The sequence below is a fragment of the Pinirhizobacter sp. genome (assembly GCF_035317885.1).
Classification (GTDB): domain Bacteria; phylum Pseudomonadota; class Gammaproteobacteria; order Xanthomonadales; family Rhodanobacteraceae; genus Pinirhizobacter.
In genome coordinates, this window is record NZ_DATHFX010000408.1 from 1 (window position 1) to 12022 (window position 12022).

The window sequence follows — 12022 nt, forward strand, 5'->3', positions numbered from 1 at the left end:
CTGTTCCTGGACCACCGCCTGGTGCGGGACAAGATACGCGAGCTCGCCGGCGGCAAGCACATGCTCAACCTCTTTGCCTATACCGGCTCGGCCAGCGTGTACGCCGCGGCCGGCGGCGCACGCGACACCACCAGCGTGGACCTCTCGGCCACTTACCTTGACTGGGCGTCGCGTAACCTGGCGCTGAACGGATTTACCGGCGATCGCCACCGGCTCGTTCAGGAAGACGCGGTGTATTTCATCGGCAGGCCGGGCATGAAATACGGTCTGATCTACGTTGATCCGCCCACCTTTTCCAACTCCAAGCGTGCGGACGATTTCGACGTCCAGAACGACCATGTGGCGTTGCTGAAGGCTTGCGGTGCGCGGCTTGCCGTAGGGGGCGCGATCGTGTTCTCGAACAACTTCCGCCGCTTCCGCCTGGACCGTGAGGCGCTGGAGGCCGACTTCACCATCGAGGACTTTTCATCAGCCAGTATCCCGTTCGATTTCGCCCGCCGTTCAGACATCCACGGTTGCTGGATCCTTCGCGGCCACGCGGTTGATCCCTGGGGCAAAAACGGTTAGGAGGCATTCATGGAATTAGAGGAAAATGTCAGCCATCAACCGGAGGTGGTACCCATGAAGATGTCGAAGTCCAAGACGGTCCTGGCACTCGCCGCGGCGGGCCTGATGGCATTTGCACCGGGCGTGTTCGCCTATGGTCCGCACGGTGGTCACGGTGGTTACTACCGCGGCGGATACCACGGCGGTGGCGGGTACTACCGCGGCGGACACGGTGGCTATTGGAGCGGCGGTCGCTGGATCGGTGGAGCGATCATTGCCGGCGTCGTCGGCGGCGCGATCTACAGCGCCACGCGTCCGGCACCGGTCTACTATGACTCCCCAGTGGTTTACTCCCGTCCGGCCACGGTGGTTTACGAAGACCAGCCCGTGGTTCGTCGTACCGTTACCACCACGACCTACGAGGATGGCTACGGCACGCGCTACGTGCGTGACGACGGGTACTGATCCTCGCCGCTTCGCGGCAACATGAAAAACCCGGCTTCGGCCGGGTTTTTTTTTCGCACACTGCCCCGGCTATGCGAGACCAACGGCCAATGCGGGGTCAGAGTGAAACTCTGACCCCAAAAGCCCCTCTGTTGGCTCAACGTCCGCCTGCCGGCGGCACGGTGGGCTGGTCGGCGGCGCTGCCATGGTGGTGCGCCTTCTTTGCCAACTTGTCATAAGCGGGCTTGTCGATCTTCTCTACCGCGGCGATGGCGCAAGGTGGCTGGTCCCGCGCGAATACCGATTCGCCGGTCTCGCCGCAGATCGCCGAAAGGCCGAGGGAATTTTTATCGGGTGCGGCGCGGAAGCGCAGGGAGTTGCCGGTTCCCAGGCGGGGACACGAGGCTTGGGTGGTTACCTTGAAGCGATTCGGGCCGTTGCTTACGATCACCGTGCGGTCGTCGACCACCGCCCAGCCGTTGATGCGGTCGATGCGCATGCAGTCGGAAACAGGGCGGATCGGCTGGTGGGGAGCGGCCTGCGCGTACGCGACACCGGTGGGCAAGGCAAGCAACAGTGCCAACACGTTGGCATGGGTCCGTTTCATCGTCGTTACCTCCGGCCTGTGTGATGAAGGCAAGAATGCTCGCGGTGGGTGGGGATCACAAGTCCTGAACGATCCGGGTGGGAACATTACCGGATGACCCTGGCCAGGCCACCGCTCGTGACGATGACCCCGACGGAGCATTCCGCGTGAATTCCCCCATGCCGCGGAAGGCGGCGGCGGTAGCGCCCGAAGCAGCACTTTCGCTTCGGTTCGCAGCTGTTCGAGCACGATCGCTGTCGTTGGCCGCCCCGTTGTCGGCCGAGGACGCGATGGTGCAGTCGATGCCCGACTGCAGCCCGACCAAATGGCACCTTGCCCACACCAGCTGGTTCTTCGAGCAATTCCTGCTGGCGCCAAGGCCGGGTCACCGGCCTTACGACGAACGGCTCAACTATTTGTTCAATTCCTACTACCAGAGCGTAGGTGCGATGCATGCGCGTCCTGCGCGCGGCCTGTTGACGCGCCCCTCGCTGGACGAGGTGCGTGACTATCGCGCCTGGGTGGACGAACGTGTCGAGCGGCTGCTCGACGACAACGCCCTGGACGATACCGAACGCGCCATCGTCCGCCTGGGTACCGAACACGAACAGCAACACCAGGAATTGTTGCTGACCGACATCAAGCACGCCTTCTCGTGCAATCCCTTGCTACCGGCTTATCACGCGGCGCCCAAGCCTGTCCCGAGCCACGCCGTGCCGCTGACTTTCGTGGCCGGTGCCGAGGGCATCGTGAAAGTGGGCCATGAGGGCGGGGGTTTCAGTTTCGACAACGAAGGGCCGCGCCATCGCGTGCTGCTGCTGCCGCATGCGCTGGCCAATCGCCCGGTCACCAACGCTGAGTACCTGGCCTTTATTGCCGACGGCGGTTACCGCACGCCCACCTTGTGGCTGTCCGATGGCTGGGACCTGATCCAGCGCGAAGGCTGGCAGCGGCCGTTGTACTGGCAAGAGGACTTAGCCTGCGAGTTCACCCTTGCCGGCGTCCAGCCGCTGGATCCGAACGCCCCGGTGTCGCATGTGAGCTATTTCGAGGCCGACGCCTTTGCCCACTGGACCGGCGCGCGGCTGTTGCGCGAGGAAGAGTGGGAGCACGCGGCCAGTGCTCTGGATATCCAGGGCAACCTGCAAGACACCGGCCGCTTCCATCCGTTGGCCGCCGAATCCGCGCCAGGTTTGCTGCAGATGTTCGGCGATGTCTGGGAATGGACGATGAGCGCCTACACCAGCTATCCGGCATTCCGGACGGCGCCCGGCGCGCTGGGCGAGTACAACGGGAAATTCATGAACGGCCAGTGGGTGCTCCGGGGTGGCTCGTGCGCCACACCCGCCAGCCACCTTCGCGCCAGCTACCGCAATTTCTTTCCTCCCCATGCGCGGTGGCAATTTTCGGGGATCAGGTTGGGACAGGATAGATGAGCGCATTACCGAACGACATTCGCCTGGACGACCGCCATCCGGCGGTGGCCGACACGCTCGATGTCGTGCGCCGGGGCCTTCGCACCAAGCCCAAGCGCCTACCCTCGCGGCTGTTCTACGACGAACGGGGCTCGAAGTTGTTCGAGGCGATCTGCGAGCAGCCGGAGTACTACCTCACGCGCGCGGAAATCGCGTTGATGCGCGAGCATGCCGGCGACATCGCGGCCGCGCTCGGGCCTGACGTCCGCCTGGTGGAATACGGCAGCGGCAGCGGGATCAAGACGCGACTGTTGCTCGAGCACCTTCCAGCACCCGTGGCCTATGTCCCGGTGGAGATCTCGCGCTCGGCCCTGCTCGATTCGGTGGCCACGCTGTCCACCACGTTTCCGCAGGTGCCGATGCAACCGGTCTGCGCCGACTTCACCCAGCCGCTCCGGCTGCCCGTGGCCGTGCGTTCCCCACGCCGCACGGTCATCTACTTTCCCGGTTCCACCATCGGCAACTTCGTCGCCCGCGATGCGGTGGCGATCATGCGGCTGATGCGCACGGAGATGGGCGACAACGGCGCGGTGTTGATCGGCGTGGACCTGAAGAAAGACCCGGCCCTGATCGAGGCGGCGTACAACGACGCGGCCGGCATCACCAGCGAATTCACCCTGAACATGCTGGTGCGGCTGAACCGCGAGGTCGGTACCGATTTCGATATCACGGCCTTCGCCCATCGCGCGCATTACAACCCGATGGCCGGCCGTATCGAAACCACTTTGGTCAGCACGCGGCGCCAGGATGTCCACGTCGGCAATGAGGTGTTCGCCTTCGGCGACGACGAGGCGATGCAGGTGGAATACAGCTGCAAGTACTCGTTGGAGGATTTCGCCGAACTGGCCCACAAGGCCGGCCTGCGGGTGGAGCATGTCTGGTTCGACGCAGAAAAACAGTTCAGCGTGCAGTATCTCGTCCGCTAGCCGTTTCCGGGGTCAGAGTTATTACTCTGACCCCAAACCCGAACGCGTCGGTTATCCGGGCCGCCGCGCTCCCAGTGACACCAGCACGTCGATCGCCGTGCGCACGCGCTCGGTGGCGCCGGGCAGGTCAAGGATCACGCGCAGCTTGTCCTGGCCGTCGAGCTTGTAGACCCTCGGCTGCTGCTGCACCAGCCTGATGATCGCCATGGGGTCGACGTCGGGTTTCTCGCGGAATGTCACGCGTCCGCCGTTGGCGCCGAAGTCGAGCTTGCGAATGCCCAGGGGCGTGGCCATCAGCTTCAGCGTCGCCAGCGAGAACAGCTGTTTGGTCGGGTCGGTAAGCAGGCCGAAACGGTCGATCATCTCCACCTGCAGTTCGCGCAATTCATCTTCGTTGCGCGCGCTTGCGATGCGCTTGTACAAGGTCAGCCGCTGGTGCACGTCGGGCAGGTAATCGTCGGGGATCAGCGCCGGCAGGTGCAGTTCCACTTCCGTTTCGTGTTCGCTTGCCAGGTCGAAGTCGGGCACCTTGCCCGACTTCAGCGCCCGCACGGCGCGGTCGAGGAGTTCGGTATACAGGCCGAAGCCGATTTCCTGGATCTGCCCGGATTGTTCCTCGCCCAGCATCTCGCCGGCGCCGCGGATTTCCAGGTCGTGCGTGGCCAGGGTGAACCCGGCGCCCAATTCCTCGAGCGAGGCAAGCGCCTCCAGGCGCTTCTCCGCATCGCCCGTCATGGCCTTGCGGTCGGGGACGATCAGGTAGGCATAGGCGCGGTGGTGCGACCTTCCCACGCGTCCACGCAACTGGTGCAGCTGCGCCAGGCCGAAGCGATCGGCGCGGTTGACCACGATGGTGTTGGCGCTGGGAATGTCGATGCCCGACTCGATGATCGTAGTGCACACCAGCACGTTGAACCGCTGGCGGTGGAAGTCGGCCATGACCTGTTCGAGTTCGCGCTCGGGCATCTGGCCGTGGGCGATGCGGATGCGCGCCTCGGGCACCAGTTCGCCCAGTTCACGCGCGGTGCGGTCGATGCTGCTTACCTCGTTGTGCAGGAAGTAAACCTGGCCGCCGCGGGCCATCTCGCGTTGCAACGCCTCGCGGATCAATGCCGGTTGCCAGCTGCTGATCAGCGTGCGCACCGCCGTGCGGTGGGCAGGCGGGGTGGCGATGATGGACAGGTCGCGAAGGCCGCTCATGGCCATGTTCAGCGTGCGCGGGATGGGTGTGGCAGTGAGCGTGAGCAGGTCCACCTCCGCGCGGAGCTTCTTGAGCTGTTCCTTCTGGCGCACACCGAAGCGTTGTTCCTCGTCGACGATCACGAGCCCAAGGTTCTTGAAGCGGACATCCGACTGCAGCAGCTTGTGCGTACCGATGATGACGTCGATGCCGCCATCGGCAAGGCGCGCGAGCGCCACGTCCACGTCTTTCTTCGACTTGAAGCGCGAGAGCACGTCTACCCGCACCGGCCAGTCGGCGAAGCGGTCGGCGAAATTGCGGTAGTGCTGCTGCGCGAGCAGGGTGGTGGGTACCAGCACGGCCACCTGCTTGCCCGCGGTGGCGGCGGCGAACGCCGCGCGCAGCGCCACTTCGGTCTTGCCGAAGCCGACATCGCCGCAAACCACGCGGTCCATGGCCCGGGGCGCGGCCAGGTCGTCGATGACACTGTCGATCGCCTGTTGCTGGTCGGCGGTTTCCTCGAAGGGGAAGGTGGCGGCGAACTCGTCCACCAGCTGGCGGTCGACGGCGAGCGACTCGCCCTGGCGGGCCTCGCGCTGGGCATAGATGGCCAGCAGTTCCGCTGCGACGTCGCGGACCTTCTCGGCCGCGCGCTTGCGGGCTTTCTCCCAGGCATCGCCACCGAGCGAATGCAGCGGCGCCAGTTCCGGCGCGGTGCCTGTGTAGCGGCTGACCAGTCCCAACTGGGCCACGGGCACGTAGAGCTTGTCGCCCTTGGCGTATTCGATGGTGAGGAATTCGCCCGGCATGTCGCCGACATCCAGCGACACCAGGCCCTGGTAGCGGCCCACGCCGTGGTCGATATGCACGATGGGCGAACCGATGGAAAGCTCGGTGAGGTCGCGGATGATGCTTTCCGGATCGCGCGCGGCGCCGCGGCGCTTCTTCCGGTCGGTGCGCACACGCTCGCCGAAGAGCTCGCGCTCGGTAAGCACGGTGATGCGCGGCGTATCCAGGGCAAAGCCCTGTTCAAGCGAAGCCACGGTGATCGCCAGTGCGTCGTCCCCGTCCAGGAACGCGCGCCAGTCCTCCAGTGCCACCGGCCGCAGGCTGGCCGCGGCGAGCTGCTCGTTCAGCGCCTCGCGCCGCCCGGCCGAATCCGCCGCGATCAACACCCGGCCACGGTAGGACGCCAGGAAATGGCGCAGGGCCGTGCCTGGTTCCTCTCCCTTGCGGTTGAGCGGAAGGTCCGGCGCAGGCTGGGTACCGAGCGAAACCGCATGCTCGTGCGTGGCCGGCACCACGTCCACCCGCACGCGGGTGTTCAGGCGCTCGCGCAGGCGCTCGGGCGGCAGGTAGATTTCATCCGGCGGCAGCACCGGTCGCTCGATGTCGTGGGCGCGCTGGTCGTAACGCTCGGTGGTCTGGGTCCAGAAGGCATCGGCGGCGTCGAGCACGCCCTCGCCAAGGACGAAGAGCGCGTCGTCGGCGAGGTAGTCGAAGAGGGTTTCGGTTTTCGGGAAGAACAGCGGCAGGTAGTATTCGATGCCGCCCGGCGTGACACCTTCCTTCATGTCCTGGTACAGCGGGCAACGGCGAACGTCGATCGGAAACCGCTCGCGCAACGCGTTGCGAAAATGCTTCGCCGCCTCATCGGTGAGCGGGAACTCACGGCCGGGCAGCAGTTCGACGCTCTCCACCTGGTGCTGGGAGCGCTGCGTTTCCGGGTCGAAACTGCGGATGGAATCGATCTCGTCGTCGAACAGCTCCACGCGATAAGGCTCGACCGCGCCCATGGCGAAGATGTCGATCAGGGCGCCGCGTACCGCGAAATCGCCAGGCTCCGCTACCTGCGGCACGTTGCGATAGCCCGCAGCCTCCAGGCGGCGCTGCTCCACCTGCAGGTCGAGTTTCTGCCCCTTGCCAAGCACCAGGCCGGATCCCGTGACATGCGAGCGCGGCGCCAGTCGCTGCATCAGCGTACCCACCGGCACCACCAGCACCCCGCGCTGCACCGAGGGCAGCTGGTACAGCGTGGCGATGCGCTGGGAAACGATCTCCGGATGCGGGCTGAAGACGTCGTAGGGGAGGGTTTCCCAATCAGGGAAGTGCAACACCGGCAAACTGCCTGCAAAAATCTTCAGTTCGTCGTCGAGGGCGTGTGCCCGTTGTGTGTCCCGGGTAACCACCACCAGCAGGCCCTGGTGGTCGCGGGCAGCCTCGGCCACGTTCAGTGCCCAGGACGAACCCGCGGGTGTCGCCCAGTAGCGGCGTTGTTTCACGGTGGCAGGCAGGGGCGGGCGTTTGAAGGCGGACGGCATTGAAGGAGAGGCGACGGCTGGCAGGGCAGGACCGTCCATTCTACCGCCACCGGGTGTAGCTGGCCGTCAGTCGGCGATGTCTGGCTCGAAGAAACTCCAGCGGATATCGCGAAATGCCCGCTTGAAGTCGATCTCGACCAGGTTGATGGCCTCCACCAGTTCGCGGTTGGTGGGCGTGGGATTCATCCTCGCCTTCACCGCCACCATCACGTCATTACCCATCTGCAAGGTGAGCAGGTTGTACACCTGGGCGATTTCCGGGCGTGCATTGAGGAAGGTGAGCATCTCATCGCGGCGTTGCGGTTCCACGCCCTGCCCGATCAGCAGCGCCTTCACTTCGACGGCCACCGCCACCGCCACTGCGATCAGCAGCACCCCGATGGCGATCGTGCCGACAGCATCGAACAGCAGGTTACCGGTGGCCATGGTCAGGAGCACGGCAACGAGGGCGAACGCCAGGCCGATGAGCGCGGCCAGGTCTTCGCCGAAGATCACCAGCAGCTCGCTGGCGCGCGTTTCGCGGAACCAGCGCCAGATGCTGCGTTCGCCACGGGCCTTGTTCACTTCCTTCATGCACCCGTGCATCGACACGCTTTCGGCGACGATGCCGAATACCAGTACGCCTACGGCCAGCCACGGCCACTTCAGCGGTTCATGGTGGGTGAGCTTGTGGATGCCCTCGTAAAGGGAAAACATCCCGCCCACGCTGAAAAGCAGGATGGCTACCAGGAACGACCAAAAATACAGCGCGCGGCCCCAGCCCAGCGGGTATTCGCTCGATGGCGGCCGCCCGGCCTGCCGCATGCCCAGGAGCAGCAGGCCCTGGTTGCCGCAGTCGGCCAATGAGTGCACCGCCTCGGCAAGCATGGCGCCGGACCCGGTGAAGATCGCCGCCACCAGCTTGGCCACGAAGATGGCGAAATTGGCCCCCAGGGCCAGCAGGATGGCCCTCAGCGAATTGGCTTCACCGGACATGCGAGAGTATTCCCCGTGGCAAGAACCTGCCGATTCTAACGGATCACGCCCACGCCCACGCCGAAGCTGAAATTGCTCTTGCCGCTGCGAAGTTCCTCGGCGGTCCAGACGTGCGAGGCGTTGGTGGTGACCACGGGAAAGACATACGCTGCTTCACCGACGCGATCATTGCGCGTACCGGCCAGGCGGCCGCTGACCGTGACCAGCTTGCCAGAAGGGAAGTTGAGCGGTTCCACGTATCCGGGCATGACCGCGATGAAGCGTCCGTTGCCGTTGTCGCTCGGCTTGGGCCGCTGGGAGTTGTCCAGCGGGTAGGCCAGGATCTCGATTTCGCTGTGGTCGGCCAGGTTGCTCACGCTCACGATGCGGCCGCCCCACACCACATCGGAATTGAGGTAGCGCTGCGGCGAGGACGATACCTGCTGGGGCGGCACGTTGAGGGTATTGCCGGAGGTCTTGTAGATCGGCGCCGGGGCACATGCGGCCAGGGCGACCACGAGCATCGGGGCAAGCAGGCGAATGGCAGGGGCAGTCATGGCGGGTGTCCTTCGGGCCTGGGCTCCGGCAATCGGCGCCCTTTGCCCGATCGTAAGGGCGAGCGGGCTTATCCGTTGATAACCGGCGTCATGTGATTCAGGCGTCGTTATCCTGGGCAAGCCAGGTGACGCGGCCTTGCCCCCCCAAGGTACGGGCGAGCACGTCGATCGACTCGGACAGGGCCTGGTCCAGCTGCCAGGGCGCGTTCAACACCACCACGCCGGTGCCATTCAGGCGCAACGGCGTGTTGTCCGGGTGAAGCATGATCTCGGCGCAAAGCACCCTTCGGGCTGCGCGCGAGGCCCAGCGCAGGAAGGGCTGTACGGTGCTGCGCAGCTTTACCGGATACCACACCGCGTACATGCCCGTGGGCCAGCGCTGCAGCGCAAGGCGCAGGGCAGTTTCGACGGTACGGAATTCGTCGGCACGCTCGAAGGGAGGGTCGATCAGCACCAGGCCGCGTTTTTCCGGCGGTGGCAACAGGCCGCCCATGGCCTCGTAGCCGTCGCGCTTGTGCACGTGCATGCGCGTGTCGTTGCCAAGCACCTCGCGAAGAGCGTCCGCTTCATCGGCGTGCAGTTCGCAAAACTGGGCAGTATCGTTCGGGCGCAGCACGCGCTGGGCCAGGAGCGGGGAGCCTGGGTAATGCCGGATGGTGTCGCCGTCGTTGATCGCCCGCACATGGCCCAGCAGGTCCCATAGCAGCGGCGGCAACCCGCTGGCCACGGCAAGCTTGCCGATGCCCAGTTCCGCTTCGCCCGTCTTCTGCGCATGCATGCTCTTCAGGTCGTAACGGCCGGACCCGGCGTGCGTGTCGATGTAGGCGAAGGGTTTGTCCTTGGCCTTCAATGCGTCGAGCAGGGCGAGCAGCACGGTGTGCTTGAGGAGGTCGGCGAAGTTCCCGGCATGGAAGGCGTGGCGATAATTCATCGGGCGATTGTAGCCCGACGGGCCAGGGGCTATCGTGGACGCATGCCTTGCCGCCGCCATCGCCGTCTGTTCCTGCTTGCCATGTTTGCTTGGCTGGTGATGGCATTTGGCGCGCATGCCATGCCCTGCGGGTGCGCAGCCGCGGCCGCTGGCATGGACCACGGCATGGCGATGGCGCACGGGGGGGATCATGCCCAGCCCGACGGCCATGCCCATGGCCACGGCGCGTGCGCCTGCGCCTGCGCGGTGGCCTGCGCCGCCGTCGCCGGTGTCCCCTTGTCGTCGCTGCCGGCGCATCCGCGCATGGCGGGCGCGAACCCGCCCATGGCAGCGCCGGCTTCCGTCGGCGACTTCCCGCAGACACCGCTGCTGCGCCCCCCTTCGGCCTGAGCGGGCCGACGGTGGTGCATGGCTGCCCCTCGTGGCTAGCCCGGTGTTGCGTGGGAGGTACCCATTGGTGAACAAGAAAAACAAGCGGTCTGGTGGGCCGCATGGCGGTCGTCGCCGATTCGTCCAGGGCCTGGCCCTGGGAGGCATCGCGATGGGCCTGGACCTGCGTGGGCGACTGGCGGTCGGGGCGCCCGCGGCAGCGCGATGTGAACTCTCCGGTTCGCAGCTGGTGCTGGACGTGGGCGAGCTGCCCGTCGATTTCACGGGTCGGCGCCGTGTGGCGACGGTGGTCAACGGCCAGGTGCCTGCGCCGCTGCTGCGCCTGCGCGAGGGCCAGGAAGTATCGATCCTCGTGCGCAACCACCTGGCGGCGCCTACTTCACTGCACTGGCATGGACTTATCGTGCCGGCCGATATGGACGGCGTGCCTGGCCTGAGTTTCGATGGCATTGCCCCGGGACAGTCGTACCTCTACCGATTTGCCGTGAACCAGTCGGGCACGTACTGGTACCACGCCCATTCGCGCTTCCAGGAACAGACCGGGCTGTTTGGGCCGATCGTGATCGAGCCCAAGGCCGGCGAGCGCTACCGGGCCGACCGCGACTACGTGGTGTTGCTGGCGGACTGGACGGACGAAGATCCCGAGCACATATACGCCACCCTGAAAAAACAGGGCGATGCCTACAACTACGGCAAGCAGACGGTCGGTGATTTCATCCGCGACGCGCGCGGGGAGGGCGTGCGTCCTGCACTGGCGCAACGTTCGATGTGGAACCGCATGCGCATGGACCGGACCGACCTTGCCGATGTTTCCGGCGCTACCTTCACTTACCTGATGAATGGCGTCACGCCCGTGGGCAACTGGACGTGCGCATTCTCCGCCGGAGAGAAGATCCGGCTGCGTTTCATCAACGGATCGTCGATGAGTTTCTTCGACGTGCGCATCCCGGGCCTGGCGATGACCGTGGTAGCCGCCGACGGCCAGGACATCGAGCCGGTGACGGTGGATGAGTTCCGCTTCGGTGCGGCCGAGACATACGATGTGATCGTCCAGCCTGATGCCGATCGCGCCTATACGATCTTCGCCCAGTCGATCGACCGCTCCGGTTATGCACGCGGCACGCTGTCACCGGCCCCGGGCATGGTGGCCGCGGTACCGGCGATGGATGTGCGCCCGCTGCTTGGCATGGCCGACATGATGGGTGCCATGGGAGCGATGCCCGGCATGGGCGGGGCGCACGACATGCACGGCATGGACCATGCCGCCATGCAGCGCACCGGCAACCCTGGCGTGGACATGAAAGTTTCCATGCCCCGGACCAACCTGGACGATCCTGGCGTGGGCTTGCGTGGCAACGGCCGCCGCGTGTTGACCTACGCGGACCTGCACGGCGTGGACAGCCCGATCTCGCCGGGGGTGGAGCGCGAAATGACCCTGCGCCTCACCGGCAACATGGAGCGCTACATGTGGTCGATCGATGGCGTGCCCTATGCCAAGGCGCCGCCGATCCGCCTGCGGCTTGGCGAACATGTGCGCTTTACCCTGGTCAACGACACCATGATGCACCACCCGATGCACCTGCACGGGATGTGGAGCGAACTGGAAGCGCCCGACGGCACGTACCTGGCGCGCAAGCACACCGTGACGGTGCAACCGGCGCAACAGGTGAGCTACCGGGTCAGTGCGACGCCGTGGGGCAGTGGGCGTACCA

General features: G+C 65.4%; 9 protein-coding genes and 1 pseudogene. 5 read left to right on the plus strand and 5 right to left on the minus strand.

All coding sequences use genetic code 11. From position 1 onward, the window contains the following. On the plus strand, positions 1 to 567 hold a 567-nt coding region (locus VK519_RS13480; protein WP_324350585.1), incomplete at its 5' end, for a class I SAM-dependent methyltransferase. A 9-nt stretch (positions 568 to 576) separates the two neighbouring features. Further along, positions 577 to 1011 (plus strand): hypothetical protein, encoded by a 435-nt coding sequence (locus VK519_RS13485; protein ID WP_324350587.1) that lies wholly within the window; start codon positions 577 to 579, stop codon positions 1009 to 1011. A gap of 136 nt (positions 1012 to 1147) precedes the next feature. Here the strand turns inward: VK519_RS13485 and VK519_RS13490 are convergent, their stop codons facing one another. Further along, positions 1148 to 1597: a DUF6491 family protein gene (locus VK519_RS13490; RefSeq protein WP_324350589.1), complete on the minus strand. Its 450-nt coding sequence runs from the start codon at positions 1595 to 1597 to the stop codon at positions 1148 to 1150. 158 nt (positions 1598 to 1755) lie between these two features. Between VK519_RS13490 and egtB the strand changes: the two genes are divergently transcribed. Both egtB and egtD read left to right on the plus strand, forming a co-directional pair. Then, a complete protein-coding gene (egtB, locus tag VK519_RS13495; RefSeq protein WP_324350597.1) occupies positions 1756 to 3012 on the plus strand; it encodes an ergothioneine biosynthesis protein EgtB in 1257 nt (418 codons plus the stop codon). Continuing rightward, positions 3009 to 3977 (plus strand): L-histidine N(alpha)-methyltransferase, encoded by a 969-nt coding sequence (gene egtD / locus VK519_RS13500; RefSeq protein WP_324350591.1) that lies wholly within the window; start codon positions 3009 to 3011, stop codon positions 3975 to 3977. The genes egtB and egtD overlap by 4 nt, the downstream gene beginning before the upstream one ends. A 51-nt stretch (positions 3978 to 4028) precedes the next feature. Here the strand turns inward: egtD and mfd are convergent, their stop codons facing one another. The 4 genes from mfd to VK519_RS13520 form a co-directional block, all read right to left on the minus strand. Further along, positions 4029 to 7478 carry a transcription-repair coupling factor gene (gene mfd / locus VK519_RS13505; RefSeq protein ID WP_324350599.1) on the minus strand — a complete coding sequence of 1150 codons (3450 nt, stop codon included), beginning with the start codon at positions 7476 to 7478 and terminating at the stop codon, positions 4029 to 4031. Positions 7479 to 7544: 66 nt separating this feature from the next. Next, entirely contained in the window at positions 7545 to 8453 is a 909-nt protein-coding gene (locus VK519_RS13510) for a cation diffusion facilitator family transporter (protein WP_324350592.1), read from the minus strand. A gap of 35 nt (positions 8454 to 8488) precedes the next feature. Further along, positions 8489 to 8989, minus strand: a complete 501-nt coding sequence (locus VK519_RS13515; protein ID WP_324350594.1) for a Slp family lipoprotein — start codon at positions 8987 to 8989, stop codon at positions 8489 to 8491. A gap of 97 nt (positions 8990 to 9086) precedes the next feature. After that, positions 9087 to 10217 (minus strand): 23S rRNA (adenine(2030)-N(6))-methyltransferase RlmJ, encoded by a 1131-nt coding sequence (locus VK519_RS13520; protein WP_324350595.1) that lies wholly within the window; start codon positions 10215 to 10217, stop codon positions 9087 to 9089. Positions 10218 to 10461: 244 nt separating this feature from the next. On the opposite strand from VK519_RS13520, the pseudogene VK519_RS13525 reads away from it, so the two are divergent. Then, a pseudogene (locus VK519_RS13525) lies at positions 10462 to 12022 on the plus strand (copper resistance system multicopper oxidase); the annotation flags it as partial.